The organism is Phreatobacter aquaticus (genome assembly GCF_005160265.1).
GTDB classification, from domain to species: Bacteria; Pseudomonadota; Alphaproteobacteria; order Rhizobiales; family Phreatobacteraceae; genus Phreatobacter; species Phreatobacter aquaticus.
Genome location: NZ_CP039865.1, coordinates 3,669,323 through 3,688,190, shown reverse-complemented (window position 1 = coordinate 3,688,190; position 18,868 = coordinate 3,669,323). Strand labels below are relative to the sequence as shown.

The 18,868-nt window shown below is 64.9% G+C and carries 21 protein-coding genes; 6 read left to right on the top strand and 15 right to left on the bottom strand.

From position 1 onward, the window contains the following. Nucleotides 1–99: 99 nt before the first annotated feature. Nucleotides 100–765 carry a L,D-transpeptidase gene (locus E8L99_RS17500; protein WP_137100754.1) on the top strand — a complete coding sequence of 222 codons (666 nt, stop codon included), beginning with the start codon at nucleotides 100–102 and terminating at the stop codon, nucleotides 763–765. Nucleotides 766–949: 184 nt separating this feature from the next. Here the strand turns inward: E8L99_RS17500 and E8L99_RS17495 are convergent, their stop codons facing one another. The 11 genes from E8L99_RS17495 to E8L99_RS17445 all read right to left on the bottom strand — a co-directional run bounded on the left by E8L99_RS17495 (nucleotide 950) and on the right by E8L99_RS17445 (nucleotide 10,087). Continuing rightward, nucleotides 950–1,717: an alpha/beta fold hydrolase gene (locus tag E8L99_RS17495; RefSeq protein ID WP_137100753.1), complete on the bottom strand. Its 768-nt coding sequence runs from the start codon at nucleotides 1,715–1,717 to the stop codon at nucleotides 950–952. An 88-nt stretch (nucleotides 1,718–1,805) separates the two neighbouring features. After that, nucleotides 1,806–3,245 carry a dihydrolipoyl dehydrogenase gene (gene lpdA, locus E8L99_RS17490; RefSeq protein WP_137100752.1) on the bottom strand — a complete coding sequence of 480 codons (1,440 nt, stop codon included), beginning with the start codon at nucleotides 3,243–3,245 and terminating at the stop codon, nucleotides 1,806–1,808. Nucleotides 3,246–3,276: 31 nt separating this feature from the next. Continuing rightward, nucleotides 3,277–3,777, bottom strand: coding sequence for a hypothetical protein (locus E8L99_RS17485; RefSeq protein WP_137100751.1), 501 nt, complete (start codon nucleotides 3,775–3,777; stop codon nucleotides 3,277–3,279). After that, nucleotides 3,774–4,190: a hypothetical protein gene (locus E8L99_RS17480; protein ID WP_137100750.1), complete on the bottom strand. Its 417-nt coding sequence runs from the start codon at nucleotides 4,188–4,190 to the stop codon at nucleotides 3,774–3,776. Before E8L99_RS17480 ends, E8L99_RS17485 begins: the two co-directional genes overlap by 4 nt. A gap of 20 nt (nucleotides 4,191–4,210) precedes the next feature. Beyond that, nucleotides 4,211–5,563 (bottom strand): pyruvate dehydrogenase complex dihydrolipoamide acetyltransferase, encoded by a 1,353-nt coding sequence (locus E8L99_RS17475; protein WP_137100749.1) that lies wholly within the window; start codon nucleotides 5,561–5,563, stop codon nucleotides 4,211–4,213. A gap of 25 nt (nucleotides 5,564–5,588) precedes the next feature. Then, nucleotides 5,589–5,882, bottom strand: a complete 294-nt coding sequence (locus tag E8L99_RS17470) for a DUF5076 domain-containing protein (protein ID WP_137100748.1) — start codon at nucleotides 5,880–5,882, stop codon at nucleotides 5,589–5,591. Nucleotides 5,883–5,895: 13 nt separating this feature from the next. Then, complete coding sequence (locus tag E8L99_RS17465) at nucleotides 5,896–7,269, bottom strand: pyruvate dehydrogenase complex E1 component subunit beta (protein WP_137100747.1); 1,374 nt, start codon at nucleotides 7,267–7,269, stop codon at nucleotides 5,896–5,898. 22 nt (nucleotides 7,270–7,291) lie between these two features. After that, nucleotides 7,292–7,582, bottom strand: a complete 291-nt coding sequence (locus tag E8L99_RS17460) for a hypothetical protein (RefSeq protein WP_137100746.1) — start codon at nucleotides 7,580–7,582, stop codon at nucleotides 7,292–7,294. Nucleotides 7,583–7,595: 13 nt separating this feature from the next. After that, nucleotides 7,596–8,633, bottom strand: coding sequence for a pyruvate dehydrogenase (acetyl-transferring) E1 component subunit alpha (pdhA, locus tag E8L99_RS17455; protein WP_137100745.1), 1,038 nt, complete (start codon nucleotides 8,631–8,633; stop codon nucleotides 7,596–7,598). 184 nt (nucleotides 8,634–8,817) lie between these two features. Then, the gene (locus tag E8L99_RS17450) at nucleotides 8,818–9,138 is read right to left on the bottom strand and encodes an FtsB family cell division protein (RefSeq protein WP_137100744.1); all 321 of its coding nucleotides are present in this window, start codon (nucleotides 9,136–9,138) and stop codon (nucleotides 8,818–8,820) included. 34 nt (nucleotides 9,139–9,172) lie between these two features. Further along, nucleotides 9,173–10,087, bottom strand: coding sequence for a DMT family transporter (locus E8L99_RS17445; protein WP_168201713.1), 915 nt, complete (start codon nucleotides 10,085–10,087; stop codon nucleotides 9,173–9,175). Nucleotides 10,088–10,325: 238 nt separating this feature from the next. Here E8L99_RS17445 and E8L99_RS17440 point away from each other — a divergent pair, with 238 nt between their 5' ends. Beyond that, nucleotides 10,326–11,006: a YbjN domain-containing protein gene (locus tag E8L99_RS17440; RefSeq protein WP_168201712.1), complete on the top strand. Its 681-nt coding sequence runs from the start codon at nucleotides 10,326–10,328 to the stop codon at nucleotides 11,004–11,006. Between the two features lie 12 nt (nucleotides 11,007–11,018). Here E8L99_RS17440 and E8L99_RS17435 read toward each other — a convergent pair whose 3' ends face one another. The 3 genes from E8L99_RS17435 to E8L99_RS17425 form a co-directional block, all read right to left on the bottom strand. Then, complete coding sequence (locus E8L99_RS17435; protein WP_137100741.1) at nucleotides 11,019–11,405, bottom strand: Rid family hydrolase; 387 nt, start codon at nucleotides 11,403–11,405, stop codon at nucleotides 11,019–11,021. Between the two features lie 13 nt (nucleotides 11,406–11,418). Next, nucleotides 11,419–12,702 carry a phosphopyruvate hydratase gene (eno, locus tag E8L99_RS17430; protein WP_137100740.1) on the bottom strand — a complete coding sequence of 428 codons (1,284 nt, stop codon included), beginning with the start codon at nucleotides 12,700–12,702 and terminating at the stop codon, nucleotides 11,419–11,421. A gap of 111 nt (nucleotides 12,703–12,813) precedes the next feature. Then, nucleotides 12,814–13,353: an ankyrin repeat domain-containing protein gene (locus E8L99_RS17425; RefSeq protein WP_137100739.1), complete on the bottom strand. Its 540-nt coding sequence runs from the start codon at nucleotides 13,351–13,353 to the stop codon at nucleotides 12,814–12,816. A 178-nt stretch (nucleotides 13,354–13,531) separates the two neighbouring features. Between E8L99_RS17425 and queF the strand changes: the two genes are divergently transcribed. The 3 genes from queF (at nucleotide 13,532) to pimA (ending at nucleotide 16,682) form a co-directional block, all read left to right on the top strand. Beyond that, nucleotides 13,532–13,978, top strand: a complete 447-nt coding sequence (queF, locus tag E8L99_RS17420; RefSeq protein ID WP_137100738.1) for a preQ(1) synthase — start codon at nucleotides 13,532–13,534, stop codon at nucleotides 13,976–13,978. A gap of 57 nt (nucleotides 13,979–14,035) precedes the next feature. Continuing rightward, nucleotides 14,036–14,944: an SPOR domain-containing protein gene (locus E8L99_RS17415; RefSeq protein WP_137100737.1), complete on the top strand. Its 909-nt coding sequence runs from the start codon at nucleotides 14,036–14,038 to the stop codon at nucleotides 14,942–14,944. Nucleotides 14,945–15,023: 79 nt separating this feature from the next. Further along, nucleotides 15,024–16,682, top strand: coding sequence for a dicarboxylate--CoA ligase PimA (gene pimA, locus E8L99_RS17410; RefSeq protein WP_137100736.1), 1,659 nt, complete (start codon nucleotides 15,024–15,026; stop codon nucleotides 16,680–16,682). Between the two features lie 21 nt (nucleotides 16,683–16,703). Here pimA and E8L99_RS17405 read toward each other — a convergent pair whose 3' ends face one another. Continuing rightward, complete coding sequence (locus E8L99_RS17405) at nucleotides 16,704–17,597, bottom strand: hypothetical protein (RefSeq protein ID WP_137100735.1); 894 nt, start codon at nucleotides 17,595–17,597, stop codon at nucleotides 16,704–16,706. 209 nt (nucleotides 17,598–17,806) lie between these two features. Between E8L99_RS17405 and E8L99_RS17400 the strand changes: the two genes are divergently transcribed. Beyond that, on the top strand, nucleotides 17,807–18,754 hold the full coding sequence (locus E8L99_RS17400) for a DMT family transporter (RefSeq protein ID WP_137100734.1): 948 nt from the start codon (nucleotides 17,807–17,809) through the stop codon (nucleotides 18,752–18,754). Nucleotides 18,755–18,868: the final 114 nt, after the last annotated feature.

Here is an 18,868-nt window from a genome sequence, read left to right as displayed (position 1 = left end):
GATGCCTCACGCGATCGTCATCTTTCCTCCCCATTCTCCGGTGCTAACGAGCCTTTCCCCGCAGGGAACTGTTCGTCGGTTCCGGAGTTCTTCGTCGCAATGATCATATCCCGTCGCCTTTTCGTCGCCGCAGCGCCCGTCGTTCTGACCGGATGCGCCACCGGTCCCCGCCCCGAAACCGCCATCGGTCCGCAGTTCGACCCGGCCTATCTGGCCATGTATGGCGAAGTGACGGGTGAGCCCTACCCTGTCCCAGCGGTCGACCTCAGCCAGGTGGACGAGCGCTTCTGGCGCCGCGAAGTCCGCTATCAGACGCGGGAGCAACCGGGCACAATCGTGGTCGATCCCAACGAACGCCATGCCTATCTCGTCATGGAAGGCGGCCGGGCCATGCGCTACGGCGTCGGTGTCGGCAAGGAAGAAGGATTCAACCTGACGGGCGAGGCCACTATCGGTCGCCGCGCCGAATGGCCCCGCTGGACCCCGACGCAGGACATGATCCGTCGCGAACCGGAGCGTTACGGACCCTTCTCCGCCGGCATGCCGCCTGGTCCGACCAATCCGCTCGGGCCGCGGGCGCTCTATCTCTATCGGGGCAATCGCGACACGCTCTATCGTCTGCATGGCACGACCGAGCCCTGGACGATTGGAACGATGGTGTCGTCCGGCTGCATCCGCTTCATGAACCAGGACATCATCGACCTCTACCGGCGTGTGCCGACCGGTACCCGTGCAGTGATCCTGCCAGGAACGGCTGGCGCCTGATGGCGGAGCGCTGCTAAGCGCCGCAGGCGCTTTGCAGCGATCCGACATGCGGCAGAAATGCGCCTGGAGATAGGACTTTGACCCCATAGGACCGCGATCCCATTCAATGTCGTGATGAATGGCACGGGTGACCTTCGCTACCAGGGCTTGGAGCAGGACGGCGCGCTCGGTACGGGACGAATGATTAGCGCGCCATGCCGGTGAGCGCGCGGACTGAGGGGCCGGCGACGCTGCCGAAGCCATGGCCGCCCGCAACGATCTCCACCCGGGCGTTCCGTCCGGCCGCCCTGGCGCGGGCCACGTAATCTTCGGCCAAGGCCGGTCGCGTATTGGTGTCACCTGCGCCGGTTACAGCGACGATGGCCGTAGAGCTTGGCACACCGCTGATGTAGTCAACCGGTGACAGGGACGAGAAGCCGCGCCCACTGCCGCGCGACGCGCGCCAAGCCTGGACGTCGCATGGACAGGAGGCGAGCACCACGCCGTTGAGCAGGCCGCCGGAGTTTCCGGCGATGACGCCTAGGACACCAGCGCCGCCTGAATGTCCCAGCGCGATAACCCGCTGGGCTCCGTACTTTGCCTTTAGCTCGCGGATGGCGCCCGCGATGGTGCGAATGGATCCAGCATCGAAGGTGTCGCGACGACCGCCGTCCGATCCGGCGGACCGGTTGCCCACCCGATCATAGTAGCCCGGCCGAAGCAGGGCCACCGCCGCCACGTCGCGCCGCCCCGCCGCAAAGGATTGCGCGTAGCGATACATATAGTCGGCCGGACCGCCGGAGGAGACATCGCCATGCACGAACACGGCCAAGGTTCGTGCCTGAGCAGGCCCATAGGCCTGGTAAGCAAGGCCGTTGGCACAACTGGGCGCCGAACAGGCATGGGCAAGGCCAGACATGCCAGTCAGCATCATGACCAAACCAATTGCCGCCCGCGCGATCGCCCTCGTCATGATTGGCCTCCAACCGTCCCCCAGAAGGACCAAGCGTAAATGCCCTATCTCGGGCGTCTACTCGGGAGGCATCCGGATGATGGAGCGATCACGTGTGAATCACGCGGCCATAGGCATCGAGAACGCTCTCGTGCATGGTCTCCGACAGCGTCGGATGCGGAAAGACCGCATGGATCAGGTCTTCTTCCGTCGTCTCCAGATTCATCGCGATGACGAAGCCCTGCACCAGTTCGGTGACTTCGGCGCCGACCAGATGGGCCCCGAGAAGCTTGCCGGTCTTGGCGTCGAAAATGGTCTTCACCAGACCATCCGGCTCGCCAAGCGCGATGGCCTTGCCATTGCCGACGAACGGGAAGCGCCCGACTTTCAGGGAATAGCCGGCCTCCTTGGCCTTGGCTTCCGTCAGGCCGACGGAGGCGACCTGCGGGTGGCAATAGGTGCAGCCTGGGATCTTCAGCTTGTCCATGGCGTGGGCTGGCAGGCCCTTGATCGCCTCGACGCAGAGCGTGCCCTCATGCTCGGCCTTGTGGGCGAGCATCGGCGGGCCGGCGACATCGCCGATGGCATAGATGCCGGGAACATTGGTGCGGCCGAGGCCATCGGTCTTGACCGTGCCCCGATCGATCGTGACGCCAAGGGCCTCCAGCCCGAGGTTCTCGATATTGCCGACCACGCCGACGGCCGAGATGAGGCGATCGGCTGAGAGTGTCTGTTTCGCACCCTTCTCGTCCTCGACCGTGGCGGTGACGCCATTGGCACTTTTCTCGACCTTGGTCACCTTGGTCGAGGTCAGGATCTTGATGCCCTGCTTCTCGAAGCGCTTGCGGGCAATGGCCGCGATCTCGGCATCCTCCACCGGCATGATCTGGGGGAGAACCTCGACCACCGTCACCTCGGCACCCATCGTGCGATAGAACGAGGCGAACTCGATGCCGATGGCGCCCGAGCCCATGACGATCAGGCTCTTGGGGAAGGTTTCCGGAACCATGGCCTCGAAATAGGTCCAGATCAGCTTGCCGTCCGGCTCGATGCCCGGAAGGACCCGCGGCCGGGCGCCGGTTGCGACGATGATGTTCTTCGCGGAATAGGTGCCAGCGCCCAGCGTGCCCTTGGGCGGCGGCGTTTGCGGTTGCACAGCGGGCTTGGTGGGAGCGGAAACCACGACCTGGCCGACCTTGGCGATCTTCGCCTCGCCCCAGATGACATCCACCTTGTTCTTCTTCAGGAGGAAGCCGACACCGCCGTTGAGCTGCGCCGAGACGCCACGGGAACGCTTCACCACGGCAGCCGGATCGAAGGTCATCGTGCCGTTCAGCGTCAGGCCGTAATCCTTGGCGTGGGTCGCGTAGTGGAACACCTCCGCCGAGCGCAGCAGCGCTTTCGTCGGGATACAGCCCCAGTTGAGGCAGATGCCGCCGAGATGTTCGCGCTCGATGACGGCCGTCTTGAAGCCAAGCTGTGCCGCGCGGATCGCCGCGACATAGCCGCCGGGGCCGCCGCCGATGACGATGATGTCGTAAGAGGACATGGCGCTGGGCCTTTCTACTGATCGATACGGGTCAGAGGATGGAGAGCCGCGCGGTCCTTGCGCAGTCCTCGTTCATGTCGCCGAACAGGGTATCGGCCTCGGCATAGGCTTGGTCGAACGTCACGCGCGGCTGCTTGTAGCTCTCGCGGACAATGGCGAGCAGCTTCCAGGACAGTTGTGTGTAGCGCTCGCGGATACTGCCATCCTCACGGAAATTGGCGAGGAACGTGCCGAGAGCGCCGAACTTGAAAACCTGCCCCTCAACCTCGCGCTGGATCAGGGGATCGACCACGTCTGGCCCGCGGCCCTGCGCGATGACCGCTTCGTTCATCGCATAGGCGCGCATCTTCACCGCGAAATAGGCCTCGATGATCTCGCGGCAGGTGCGCAGAAATTCGGCGCGGATCACGTTGCGCTGGACGATCTCGAGATTGCGGTGGTGCGAATAGGACTGATAGCCGGCGGCGGCAAACGACATTCCCGCAACGCAGAGCGAGACGATCGGCAAGAGATTGCGACCGGCTCCGTTCATGGCGCGATCCCGCCAGTCTCACCGGCTCGCTGGAGCGCGCGCCGGCGGAGGAGCCAATATTGAATGGCTACCGCCAGACTGCCGCCCACCGCGACGCTTCCGAATAACGGCACGCTGCGCGCCCAGATCCGGCTGCCCGTGGCGGCGTAGTCGAACAGGATGGCGCCAGTCGCGGCCAGGAGCAGCAGGCCTGCCATCACGCCGGCGGCCAGGCCTACCGCCCTGGCGCGATGGGTGATCTTGTAGACGATGGTCAGCACCAGCATGGAAAGGGTGACGAAAACCGGCATGACCGCATAGGCGATGATGAAGGCCTCGTCGCCGCGGACGGCCTCGGCAACGATCTGAACGACCATGCCGCCAGCGAACAGCGAGAGGACGAAGGCCAGTACCAGGGTCAGGAAGGTCTTCATCGCACCGCCCGGCTCCGCCCTCAGACGAGCATCCCCATCGGATTTTCGATGTAGCGCTTGAAGGCCTGAAGCAGCTCTGCGCCGAGCGCGCCATCGACCGCACGGTGGTCGGTCGATAGCGTCACGCTCATGACAATCGCGACAGCCGGCTGACCGGCCTTGACGACCACGCGCTGCTCACCAGCGCCTACCGCGAGAATGGTCGCGTGCGGCGGGTTGATGACGGCCGCGAAGTCCTTGATGCCGAACATGCCGAGATTGGACACCGCCGACGTGCCGCCCTGGAATTCCTCGGGCTTCAGCTTGCGGGCCTTGGCGCGGGCGGCCAGGTCCTTCATCTCGTTTGAAATGGTCGACAGGGTCTTGTGGCAGGCATCGCGGATCACTGGCGTGATCAGCCCGCCGGGGATCGAGACGGCGACGCCGATATCGGCATGCTTGTGCTTCAGCATCGCGCCATCGGTCCAGGAGACATTGGCGTCGGGCACGGCGCGCAGCGCCATGGCATGGGCCTTGATGACCATGTCATTGACCGACAGCTTGTAGGCGGGTGTGCCGTCCTTGACGGGCGCGGCCTTGTTGATCTGCTCGCGCAGCGCCAGCAAGGCATCCAGCTCGCAGTCGATCGTCAGGTAGAAATGCGGAATGGTGGATTTCGCCTCCATCAGGCGGCGGGCAATCACCTTGCGCATGTTGTCGTGCGGGATCTCCTCGTAGGACCCCGGCTCGAACAGCTTCTTGATGGCCTCGTCCGACGGGCCGGCGACGGCCGCAGGCTTCGGCGCCGTCGCTGGTGCTGCCGCAGACGGTGCCGCTGCCGGAGCAGCCTTCGCCGCACCACCGGCTGCCGCGGCCTTCACGTCGCGCTCGACAATGCGACCGTGCGGGCCCGAGCCCACTACCTGGCTGAGGTCGATGCCCTCGAGGCTGGCAATGCGCTTAGCAAGGGGCGAGGCGAACAGCCGGATGCCGGAGGCCGCCTGGGCAATGCTGGCGGGGGCCGGCGGAAGGAGTGTCGGCGCTGCCGGTGCCGGAGCGGCAGAAGTTGCGGCGGCAGGTGCAGCCGGAGCAGCGGCAGGCGCGGCCGACTTCTTGGCCCCTGCCCCACCCGTGATCGACTTCGGATCCTCGCCCTCGGCAGCGATCACAGCGATGAGCTGGTTCACCGGCACGTCCTGCGCACCCTCGGCGACGATGATCTTGGCGAGAATGCCCTCGTCGACCGCCTCGACCTCCATGGTCGCCTTGTCGGTCTCGATCTCGGCGATCACGTCGCCCGCCTTGATCGTGTCGCCTTCCTTCTTCAGCCACTTGGCAAGGTTGCCCTTTTCCATGGTCGGCGAGAGAGCAGGCATCAGGATGTCGATCGGCATGGTCGGTCCTCCGGACGGGTCCGGTTCAGCTGATGGCGTGGGTGGAGCCCAAATCCGACGGGGTGTCGAGTTCGGCCTCCAGCATGGAGCGGATGCGGTCGAGGGTCTGGCTCTCGGCGGCGCCGGTTTCCAGGGCATGGATGCGGGCAGCGTGACGGGCGATGTCGGCGAGAACCATGCCCCAGGCCTGCGGATCGTCGAAGGCCCGACGGATCGAGATATGAAGGCCGCCCTCGACAATCACCCCGCGCACGATCTCCACTCCGCCCTTCTCCTGGGCGGTCGGCGGCACGGCGAGGGCATCGAAGACTGCGGTCACGCCCGCCTCCGGATCACTTGTAGGTCACGGCCTTCACGGCCTCGATGACGTCGGCAACCGTCGGCAGCGCGAGCTTCTCGAGGTTGGCGGCATAGGGCATCGGCACGTCCTTGCCCGAGACGCGGGCTGGCGGTGCATCGAGATAGTCGAAGGCGCGCTCAACCACGCGGGCCGAGATTTCGGCCGCAACGCCCGACTGCTGCCAGCCTTCCTCGATGGTGACGACCCGGCCGGTCTTCATGACCGAGGCAATGACGGTGTCGGTGTCGAGCGGGCGCAGGGTGCGCAGGTCGATCACCTCGGCATCGATGCCGAGCTTCTCAAGTTCGGCCGCGGCCTTCAGCGCATAGCTCATGCCGATCGACCAGGCGACGATCGTCACGTCCTTGCCCGGCCGGGCGATGCGCGCCTTGCCGATGGGCAGGACGAAATCGTCGAGCTTCGGCACTTCGAAGCTCTGGCCGTAGAGGATCTCGTTCTCAAGGAAGATGATCGGGTTCGGATCGCGGATCGCTGCCTTCATCAGGCCCTTGGCGTCGCTTGCCGTATAGGGCGCGACCACCTTCAGGCCGGGAATGTGAGAGTACCAGGCCGAATAGTCCTGGCTGTGCTGCGCGGCAACGCGCGAGGCTGCACCATTCGGGCCGCGGAACACGATGGGGCAGCCCATCTGGCCGCCGGACATGTAGAGCGTCTTGGCCGCCGAATTGATGATCTGGTCGATCGCCTGCATGGCGAAGTTGAACGTCATGAACTCGACGATCGGCCTGAGCCCCGTGAAGGCCGCGCCGACGCCGATACCGGCAAAGCCATGCTCGGTGATCGGCGTGTCGATGACGCGACGGGCGCCGAACTCCTGCAGCAGACCCTGGGTGACCTTGTAGGCGCCCTGATATTCCGCGACTTCCTCGCCCATGACGAAGACGGTCTCGTCCTTGCGCATCTCCTCCGCCATGGCATCGCGGAGCGCCTCGCGCACCGTCTGGGTCACCATCTCGGTGCCGGCCGGAATTTCGTCGGATGCAGCTGACACCGGAGCCGGTTGAGCGGGTGCTGCCGCATGGGCCGTCTGGATGGCAGGCGCGGCCACAGGGGTCGGCGCGGCCGCCTTCGCTGCGGGAACCGCAGCGGCGGATGCATCCTCGCCCTCCGCGGTCAGGATGGCAATCAGTTCGTTGACCGGAACATCCTGGGTGCCTGCGGGCACGATGATCTTGGACAGGATGCCCTCGTCGATCGCCTCGACCTCCATGGTGGCCTTGTCGGTCTCGATCTCGGCGATCACGTCGCCGGGCTTGACCTTGTCGCCCTCATTCTTGGTCCATTTGGCAAGATTGCCCTTCTCCATCGTGGGCGAGAGCGCCGGCATCAGGATGTTGATAGGCATGAAACGCTTCCCGTTATGGGTTTCAGAGAGCAGGTTTGGGCGCTGCGAAGACGATGCCGGCCACGGCCACCGCGATGACAGCGGCGAAGAAGCAGACGAAGGCGCGGAACGCCCGACCGAGATGCGGCCGGGCTTCGGGCGGCATGCTCGGCAGCGCGCCCATCCAGTTGAAGTAGCGCGAGGGGCCAAGCGCCTGGAACGGCGGATGCCGCTCGGCGATCAGCCAGGCACGAACGAACGACACAAGCGCGACCAGCCAGGCCGTCGCTGCGACGAGCGCCGCAAGTCCCAGGCCGATTGCGCCAAGCGTCATCGCCCGATGCTCCTCACTTGAGGATGTCGGTCCAGAGCTCGGACACATCCGGCTCGGGATCATTGGTGGCGAATTCAGCCGACTCCGCGACGATGTCGCGGACAGCGGAATCGATCTTCTTGAGTTCGTCCTCGGAGACCTTCCAGACCTCAAGGAGCCGCTCGCGCACCTGCTCGATCGGGTCGTGCTCGGTGCGCATCTTCTGCACCTCGTCCTTGGTCCGGTACTTGGCCGGGTCGGACATGGAGTGACCACGGTAGCGATAGGTCTGCATCTCCAGGATGTAGGGACCCTTGCCGGCCCGGCACCATTCCATCGCCCGCAGGCCAGCAGCATAGGTCTCGCGGATATCCATGCCGTCGACCTGCTCGCCCGGAATGTTGAACGACAGGCCGCGCTTGGAGAAATCGGTCTGCGCCGAGGCGCGCGACACCGCCGTGCCCATGGCGTAGCGGTTGTTCTCGATCACGTAGATGACCGGCAGCTTCCACAAGGCCGCCATGTTGAAGCTCTCGTAGACCTGGCCCTGGTTGGCCGCGCCATCGCCGAAATAGGTCAGCGAGACATTGTCGTTGCCGCGATAGCGGTTGGCGAAGGCGAGCCCGGTGCCGAGCGAAACCTGCGCACCGACGATGCCATGCCCGCCGTAGAAGTGCTTCTCCGACGAGAACATGTGCATGGAGCCGCCCTTGCCGCGGGAATATCCGCCGCGCCGGCCGGTCAGCTCCGCCATCACGCCATTCGCCTGCATGCCGGTCGCGAGCATGTGGCCATGGTCGCGGTAGCCGGTGATGACCTGATCGCCCGGCTTTGACGCCATCTGCATGCCGACCACGACCGCTTCCTGGCCGATATAGAGATGGCAGAACCCGCCAATCAGGCCCATGCCGTACATCTGGCCGGCCTTCTCCTCGAAGCGGCGGATCAGCAGCATCTCGCGGTAGGCCGCAATCTCCTGATCGCGCGACAAGGTCGGTTTCGAGGCCGTCTTGGCTGCGGTTCGGCTGGCTGGCTTGGCGGCTGGTGCGCTCTTGGTCCGGACGGCGGCCATGAAAAGTCCCCTGCGCATCTGATGTCTCAGATAGTTCTAGCGCGGAGGCAGGCCGGTGGGAAGACTGCGCGAATTTCATGCTGCATCGCACAAACCATTGACGCTACAGCACAATCAACGAGTTAACTGGATTGCAGTTGATGAAAGCCTGTGAACCGATTTTCAGTTCACAACGCCGCAGCGCTCACCGGCGGTTGCGGTCCACCAGCACGAGGTCGTGGGGATCGACATAATTGAGGATTTCACGTGCACGCTGGTCCAGCATGTCAGGATCGATCGCGGTACCGCTCATCAGGGTGACGCGGCGCTCGACCTCCGCTCGCTCGCGCTTCAGGTCCCGCAGTTCGCGCCGAAGATCCGACATTTCGGTCAGAAACTGCTCGCGGGCCCGGATACCATGGTCGCCGTGATAGGCATGGAAGCCGAAATACGAGATTGCACCCGCCGCGAGGACGTAGAGCGCGACGGTCTGCAAGAAGCGGTGGAATCGTGTGCGGACGACCATGCCGTATCGTGCGACAGGGACCGTTTCCGAAGCGTTAACCCTCAAGGCGCCGGGCGGCGCGCGCACCGACAATGGCGACAATGGCAAGCCCGGCGACAATAGCCACCACGCCGATTGCCGCCACGGGCCCAGGAACCTCGCCAAGAACCGGTATGCCGATCAGCGTACCGAGAACCGGGATGACGGGCGGGAAACGGGCCGCGACGGCAACGCCCAGCACGCGGGTGCCATAAGTCCAGAGCAGGATCCCCACGACCACGTTCAACAGTCCCTGGTTGATGCCGTGGAACAGGATCACGCTCCACGGGGCTTCCATGATGCGAGGCGTCAGGAAAGCGACATAGATCGGCACGTAGGTCAGCATGGAGACGGTGGACACAACGGCTGCCCCGGCGAGCGATCCCACCTTCCAGCGCGCGCACAGCGACGTGAAGAAGCCCCAGGCCAGCCCGCAGATGATGAAGATCAGATCGCCGACCACCGTCCCCTGCCCTGCCTCGCCGCGGGAGCCCGCCAGCGCGATGGCGGCCAGCCCGCCCAGTACGACGGCAAACCCGGCGACGACACCGCCCGGAACCCGACGGCCGGCTGACAGATAGGCAAAAAGCGTCGCGGTCACCGCCACCATTCCAGGCTGGATCGCAGCGGCGTGGGCGGCCGGCGCGTAGCCGAGCCCGATATTCGAGAATACGGTAAGTGGGGCACCGCCAAGAACGACAATGGCGAGCCCTCTCCGCCAGCCCATCCCCATGCAATCGACAAGTCCGCCCTGCGTCAGGAAGAACGGCAGCATGACGACGCCAGCAAACAGGAACCGCAGCGCTGCGATGTCGTAGGGTGTGAGATCGGACTGGTAACCAAGCCGGACAGAGACGAACTGGCCGCCATAGATGGAGACGGTCAGGGCCATGGCCAGCAGCGCGAGGAGACGGGGGTGGAACAGGGCCATGCTCTCCGTGTTTTCAGCAAATGCGCTCGCCCGCAAGGCAGTTGACGCAGGTACGCCATGTGCGGATCGATCTGGGTCATGTGCGGGATGGCGATGTGCGCTGCCGGACTTGGCGACACGCCGAACCCGGTGCAACATCGTTGCCGTGCCACGACATGCGATCGAAACGATCTCGTCCCAGTGTCACCCTGGGGTTTTCTTTGGGCCGGGCCCGCCGGACCACATTCGGGAGCCGACGATGACGAAACGCCTGCCGGTCTTCGCTGCCATTGCTGCAACCCTGGCGTTCGCCAGCGCCATGCCGGATGCCTACGCCCAGAAGCGCGCGCCACAGCAGGAACGCCCGCCGCAGCGCGATGACGGCGCCCCGCTCGGCGAGACGATCGGCCGCATCACGCCGCAGCAGATGGCCGGCGTCCTGCGCAACCGTGGGGCAACGGCGGAGATTGTCAGCGAGAACAACCGCTCGCGGATCCGCACACAGATCGGCGGACGCCGGGTCACGGTCTTCTTCTATGCCTGCAACGATGGAGGCTGCCAGTCGATTCAGTACCGGGCGGTCTTCCAACGCAACGACCGCTACACGCTCGCCTATGTGAATGCCTGGAACTACGAGAAGCGCTTCGCGAAGACCTATCTCGACAATGACGGCGACCTCGTCCTCGAATGGGACGTCGATCTCGACGGCGGCGTGTCGGTGCCGTTCATCTCGGAATCGGTCCAGACCTTCCAGACCATGCTCGGCGCCTTCGACCGGTTCACACCGCGTGATGCGACGCCCGGCGGCTCCCGGGGGCGTGGTCCGAGCGATGGGCAGGGCCCGTCGGGACGGTCGGCCCCGCCGAGCGACGTCCCGCCGCCGGCAACCGGTGGCAAGGGCGGATCGGGCGTGGAACGGCCTGGCGAACGTCGGACGTGATCGCCCGGTCGTTCAGGCGATCACCGCGTCGATCTCGACCTCGACCAGCCAGTCGGGGTCAATGAAAGCTGACACCTGAACGAAGGTGCAGACTGGCCGCACATCCCGAAAGATCTCGCCATGGGCGCGCGCAGCCTCGCGCCACTGGGTGATGTCCGTCAGCATCATGCGGGTTCGCGTGACGTGGGCGGCTGTCGCCCCTGCCTTGGCAAGAGCCTCGATCGCGATCTCAAGGCAGCGCACGGTCTGACCATAGACGTCGCCGATGGCCGCTGTTCCGCCTGCCGGGGCAATTGGGGCGGTGCCGGCGACGACCACGTGTGGCCCAACCCGCACAGCCCGCGAGAACCCGATTTCCGGCTCCAGATAGGAGCCGGACGACACCAGCTGACGCTCCATGGCGGTCAACCGATCAGCCCTTGGCCTTCAATGCGCCACGGCCGGCGTAATGCGCCTGGGGACCAAGCTCCTCCTCGATGCGGATGAGCTGATTGTACTTTGCGGTGCGGTCCGAGCGCGCGAGCGAGCCGGTCTTGATCTGCCCGCAATTGGTCGCCACCGCGAGATCGGCGATCGTCGCGTCCTCGGTTTCGCCCGAACGATGCGACATCACCGCCGTATAGCCAGAGTTGTGCGCCATCGACACGGCCGCGAGGGTCTCGGTCAGCGTGCCGATCTGGTTGACCTTCACGAGAATGGAATTGGCCAGCCCCTTGTCGATGCCCATCGAGAGGCGCTTGGTGTTGGTGACGAACAGATCGTCGCCGACGAGCTGGCACTTGGACCCGACGAGGTCAGTCAGGATCTTCCAGCCTTCCAGATCATCTTCCGCCATGCCGTCCTCGATGGACCGGATCGGATAATCGGCGACCAGCTTGGCGAGATATTTCGCCTGCGCCTTGGGATCGCGCGTCTTGCGCTCGCCCTCATAGACATAGGCGCCGTCCTTGAAGAACTCGGTTGCGGCGCAGTCGAGGGCGATGACCACGTCGTCGCCCGCCTTGTAGCCAGCCTTGTCGATGGCGGCCATGACGAAGTCGAGCGCGGCCTGAGCCGACTTGAGGTTCGGCGCAAAGCCACCCTCGTCGCCGACATTGGTGTTGTGGCCGTCCTTCTTGAGGCCGGCTTTCAGGGTGTGGAAGATCTCCGAACCCATGCGCACCGCGTCGGCGAAGGTCGGCGCGCCGACCGGCATGATCATGAATTCCTGGAAGTCGATGGGATTGTCAGCATGGGCGCCGCCATTGACGATGTTCATCATCGGCACGGGCAAAACATGGGCGAAGGCGCCACCGACATATTTGTAGAGTGACAACTCTCGCGAGATCGCGGCCGCCTTGGCGGTGGCCAGCGACACGCCGAGGATCGCATTGGCACCGAGACGCGACTTGTTGGCCGTGCCATCGAGGGCAATCATCGTGTTGTCGATCTGGACCTGGTTGGTCGCGTCGAAACCGGACAGCGCGTCGAAGATCTCGCCGTTGACGGCGTCCACCGCCTTCAGCACGCCCTTGCCCATGTAGCGGGACTTGTCCCCGTCGCGCAGTTCGACCGCCTCGTGGGCGCCGGTGGAAGCGCCCGAGGGAACCGCCGCCCGTCCGCTGGACCCATCGTCGAGTACCACATCGACCTCAACCGTCGGATTGCCGCGGCTGTCGAGGATCTCACGGGCAACGATGTCGATGATGGCGGTCATGGCGGCCTCTGGCGCGGGTCAGGGAGGGAATTGCCGTGGGTTCTACAACATGGGGCCGACGGTTCAAGCCGAATGCCTGCAGGACTGGCGTCTTTTCGCGCGCCGGCCGGCCTATCCCAGCAAATGCCGTATCAAGGCATCCTGATCAGGATCGCCATGGCGCGGATCGCGCCATAATTCCTCGTAGCGATCGAGCGCTGTCAGCCCGTTCCAGAGACGCGTGCGTTCCGCCCCGGCCGAGAGCAACAGGCGAACGATGTCGAGTTGCGGCAGCGCACTGTGCAGGGGCGGATCGACATGGGCAGGCGGATTGGGATCGGCGCCACTCAGCAACATATGCTCCACCAGCGCGGTCGAACCCATTTCGCAGGCCAGCGTGAGCGCGACCGTCGGCGGCTTGCCGCCCGAGCGGTTGATGTCGCTGCCAGCGGCGATCAGCCATCGGGCGGCGCCGATCGGGTCAAAACCCACGGCGCTGCGGAATGCGACCCACATCAGGGGTGTGAAGCCGTTGCGGCTGGCGACGTCGACCAGGGCGCCCTGCCGAAGCGCTCTCACGATGCCGAGGGGCTCGCATCGGAAGGCTGCCGCCGTCAGGTCGCGGTCTGCCGGATGCGCGATGCCGAAATCGTACTCGTCAATCCTGGTCACAGGCGGACTTCACCCCACGATCTGCAATGCTCTGGAGGCCGCCGTCTCCGGGCTACACTTGCAGTGAGCCGATCTGCTATGACCCGCATCATCACAGGCTGTCGGCCCATTGTGGCCGTGCCGCGTCGCAAATTTCACAAACCTGCGGCGGAATTCGAATGGACCCAGAGGCTCGATCATGGCCGACCTGAAGCTTGGCAAGACTGTCGGCATTCCCGCCTCACCGGAGGAGGCCGAACTCGACCGGGTGCCGAACCCGCACCCCGATACCAACTATGTCGCGCGATTCGCCGTCCCGGAATTCACGTCATTGTGCCCGGTCACCGGTCAGCCCGACTTCGCGCATCTGGTGATCGACTATGTGCCGGATCAGTGGCTGGTCGAATCGAAATCGCTGAAGCTCTACCTGTCGTCGTTCCGCAATCACGGCGCGTTCCACGAAGACTGCACCGTCGCGGTCGGAAGGACACTGGTCGGTCTGCTCGCGCCACGCTGGCTTCGCATCGGAGGCTACTGGTACCCCCGAGGCGGCATTCCCATCGATGTCTTCTGGCAGACGGGCGAGCCGCTGCAGGGCGTCTGGCTTCCCGATCAGGGGGTGGCCGCCTATCGCGGACGGGGATGAGCCGCGCCTTGCGCCGTCTGCTACACTCCGGCATCGATTCGGAGGGGCCGGCGCGCCATGCTGTTGAAGGCCAAGCGCGACAAGAGCGAGGCATCGCAAGAGATCGGGCTCGAAGGGCTGACCGATGAGCCGCCCCAGCGCCTTGTCTCGCGGCTCGCGACGTGGGCGGGGGTGGCCATGCTGTTCATGGGCGCGGCCATCATGGCGGCGCGGACAGAAACCGGCCAGCAGAGGATCGCAAGGCTCGGTGCGCCGCAACCAGCCGCCGTTCAGGTAGCGCAAAGGAGCGAGCCGCCTCGTACCGTCGCCGCGGATCCGCTAGCCATTTACGAGACACGCCGGCTTGCCGATCAGGTGCGCCTGCTCGCTGCGGAACGGGAGCAGTTGACCGACCGGATCGCCGCCATGGAGCGCACGGTCGGCGATGTGACCGCTTCCATTCCGCGCGACCGTGTGGCCGCACCCTCCCCTGAATCCGCGCCGAACCGGGAAACGCCTATCCCCCGGCAAGCAATCCGCGTGATTGAGACCGCGCCACCGCCTCCCCGTCCTTCGAATGTGTCGTCAGCGGAGACTGGCGGCGGCGCAACCGATGGCGGCGCTCCGGCAACTGCCCCCGTACCCGTTCCAGCGCCCAACGCGGCGCTGACGCCGTCGCCAGGTGCACAGGACTCGACGGCCATCAGGACCGAATTCGGCGTCGACCTCGCAGGCGAGAGTTCTATCGAGGCCTTGAGGACCCGCTGGCAGCAGTTGCGCGCCCAGCATGGCCCCATTCTGGATGGCTTGCGTCCCGTGATCACCGTGCAGGAGGCCGCCAGCCGGCCCGGTTCGGTTGAATTGCGGTTGATCGTCGGACCCTTGTCGAACGCCAACGCAGCCACGCGGCTATGCGCGACCTTCTCCGCCGCAGGAGTGAATTGCAAACCGGCGGCTTTCGACGGACAAAGGTTGGCATTGCGATAGGAACAGATCCGGGCTGGCTGCTTGAGAGGCCGCTGCGCCCAAGAAGATCTGGCCTAATGGCAGCCAGGGAGGACGTCGCATGGCATCCAGGCCGTTTGCTTGGGAGAAGTCTTATCCGCCGGGCGTGTCGTGGGACACGCCGATCCGGATCACCACACTTGGCGACTTGCTGGATGGCGCAGCAGCGGCGTTCGGGCCGAGGCCGGCGCTGGAGTTTCGCGACAATATCCTGACCTATTCCGACCTGGTGACGCGGGCCGAGGCCTTTGGCTCGGCGCTGCTTCGGGCCGGCCTTGGCGATGAGACAACCGTCGCGCTCTATCTGCCGAACACGCCGGATCATCCGATTAGCTTCTTCGGTGCTGCCAAAGCCGGGATCAGGCTGGTCCATCTGAGCCCGCTCGATGCCGAACGGGTACTCGCTTACAAGCTCAAGGATGCCGGCGCGCGGGTGCTGGTAACGAGTTCGATCGCGCCATTGTTCGGCATGGCGCTGAAGCTGCATGAAGCCGGGCTGATCGACCGCCTGATTGTCGCAGACGATGCCGCCTGGGGAACCTCCGGTATCCCGTCCCTGCCGATCCCCGAGAAGCCGGGCATCATCCGCTTCTCCGACTTCGTGGCGGGCGCCACTGCGCCGGCGGAATGGCCAAGCCTTTCCCCGGATCGGGTGGCTCTGCTGCAATATACCGGTGGCACCACCGGCATGCCGAAGGGCGCCATGCTGAGCCACGGCAACCTGACCGCGGCCGTTTCCATCTATGATGCCTGGCAGATGGCATTGCCGACCGGTGATCCGATCAACGACAAGATCATCCTGGTTCTGCCGCTCTTCCACATCTACGCACTGACGAGCGTCATGCTGCGGCAACTGACCCGCGGCTCGTGCCTGATGCTCCGGATGCGGTTCGATCCTGACCAGACCTTCGACGATTTCGAAAAGCGGCGGGCCACCATCTTTCCAGGCGTCCCGACCATGTGGATCGCTCTGGTCAATCATCCGCGATTCGCAACGGCTGATCTGTCCTCGCTGGTCTATGCCGCGTCAGGCGGCGCGGCGCTGCCGGTGGAAATCGCGCGGCGGTTCGAGACCCGCACCGGGCTGCGGCTGACTGGCGGCTGGGGCATGACCGAGACGTCGCCCGCCGGCACCAATGTGCCCAATTATGGCGAGCCGCGGCCCGGCACGATCGGCCTGCCGTTGCCGGGCCTCGAGATGGATATCTGCGCGCTCGACGATCCCCACCGGGTGATGCCGGTGGGCGAGGTCGGCGAAATCCGGATCAAGGGGCCGAATGTCACGCGCGGCTACTGGAATCGCGACGAGGAAAGCAAGGCCTCCTATGCCGACGGTTATTTCCTGACCGGCGACATTGGCTATATGGACAAGGATGGCTTCTTCTTCATTGTCGACCGCAAGAAGGACATGATCATTTCCGGCGGTTTCAACGTCTATCCGCAGATGATCGAGCAGGCGATCTATGAACACCCAGCCGTCGGTGAGGTCATCGTCATCGGCGTGCCTGATGGCTATCGCGGCGAAGCGGCCAAGGCCTATGTCAGCCTGCGATCGGGAGCCTCCCCCTTCACGCTGGATGAGCTCAAGGCGTTCCTCAAGGACAAGGTTGGGCGGCACGAGATGCCGGCAGGACTGGAATTTCGTGACAGCCTGCCAAAGACGACTGTGGGCAAGCTGTCGCGCGCGGAACTGCGCAATGAGGTCAAAGCCGGCGCCTGACACCTGGGCGCAGGCACAGGGTCAGCCATCCGGCTGGAACCTCGCCGGCAGAACGCCAATGACCCAGCGGATCAGCAGCGGCGTCGTGAAGATCGGGAACTGGGCGGCCGCGAAATAGAGCGCGACCAGCGGATCGATCGCCGTGCCGAGTACGGCCCAGATCAGCCCGACATTGCGGTTGCCCATGCTGATGCCGACGCCAAGCCGCGTCGCCATGGAGCCCGGAGTGAGCGCCGTGAAGATCACCATGAGCCCGACATTGACGCCATAGGCGAGCGCAACGACGCCGGCAACAGCAACAGGATCGGCCGCGATCAATTGCGGTACCCCGCTCATGGTCGCGAGCGCGAAAATAAACAGCGCGCCAACCACCAGGCCATCAAACAACGAGCCGCTGCGCGCAACGACGACCGGTGCCAGTCCGCGCAGGGCAACTGCCAGGAGCCCTGCGCCACCGAGAAGGAGGAACAGCCGTAAGGCGAGGTCGAGCGGGTTCAGCGAAGCCGCCGAGCTGCCAACGGCCAGAAGGACCGCCGGCGCCACCAGCGGCAGGGCCAGGGTCGCGACGGTCGTGACAACGAAAGCGACGGAATCGTCCGCTTTCAGCATGCGTGCAATGGCAGCATTGGCGCTGGATGGTGGCGCGACGAGGCTGAGCACAAGAGCCGATGCAATGGGAGCCTCCCATCCGACAAGAGTGCTCACCCAGCCGACGGATAGCGGAATCAGAACGATTGCGACGAAGGGCAGGCCCAGAGCGAAAAGCGGATTGCGAAGCGCCAGAAGGACCGCGGCCACATCGAGGCGCAGGAAAGTCCCTGCGACGAAGATGAAGACACACGGTGCCAGCAAGGGCCGGCAGGCGTCGGCAAGCGAGGGCAAGACCAGCCCGGCCAGGACCCCGATCGTGAGCACAAGGGGTCCGTTTCCCAGCAAAGCCCGGACTGATCTGGACAGCGAAACGAACAATCGAAGGCCTCTGGCGAATCTGCCTGGAAACCCTAGCGGGAGAGCCCCTGCCCCGCAGCCCGGAGCGGCCGCGCCGCTGCCATGCCCGTTGCGGTGCTTGATCGGATGGGGCCGGTCATGCTGACTGCATAGCATTGTCGCGCCGTGGAGCCTCGATGGCCCAACCCAACGAGACGAGGCGCGCCTATCTTCTGCTCCTCGTCATGCCACTCCTGTTCTCGTCCAATCTCGTCATTGCGCGCGGGATGGGCGAAGCCGTACCCGCCTTCACGCTCGCCCTGTTGCGGTGGGGCGTCGCCGCGCTGGTGCTCCTGCCATTCACCTTCGCATCGCTCAAGATGGAGGCTCCTGTCCTGCGGGCCCATTTGGGACGCATCCTGCTGCTCGCGTTCCTCGGCATGTGGATCTGCGGCGCACTTGTCTACCTGGCCCTTGGCGTGACCACCGCAACGAACGCGACGTTGATCTATACGACGTCGCCAGTGATCGTCCTGTTGATCGAGACCCTGGTCTTCGGTCGGAAGCTGTCGGGGCCGAGGCTGGCCGGTATCGTGCTGGCCATGATCGGGGTCGCGGTCATCGTGCTGAAGGGCGATCTCGGCGCGATCCTCCGGTTGGATCTCAATATCGGCGACCTTGGCATGGCATCCGCCGCGTTTGCCTGGGCGCTCTATTCGCTGGTGCTGAAGGAAGAGGGCTTGTCACGCGTGCCGACGCTGACCCTCTTCGCGACCATTGCGATGGCCGGCGCCTTTCTGCTCCTGCCCTTCAGCCTTGCCGAGCTTGCTCTTGTCGGTGGATTCCCGACCACCCCGAAGGCCTGGACCGGCATCCTGGCGCTTGCGATATTCTCGGCGGTGGGAGCCTTCTCGCTTTACCAGTATGGCGTGAAGGTGGTCGGGCCAGCGGTCACCTCGTGTTTCCTCTATCTCCTGCCGGTCTATGGTGTCGGCATGGCCGTGGTCTTCCTGGGCGAATCCCTCCAACCTCACCATCTCGCCGGCATGACCCTGGTCCTGTCGGGACTTGTGGCCGCGACCGCGCCAGCCCACCTCGCCGCCTCTGTTCTGGCGCGTCTCGGCTGGCGGGGGCCTGTGCCATGAGACGAGAGATGCCCCTCCTCAACGCCGCAATTTGGGCTATAAACGCGCCCAGGTTGTTGCGACGGCGCCGGCAGGCGCGCGTCGTTGGTCTCACAGCGCCTGAAATGCCCAGAG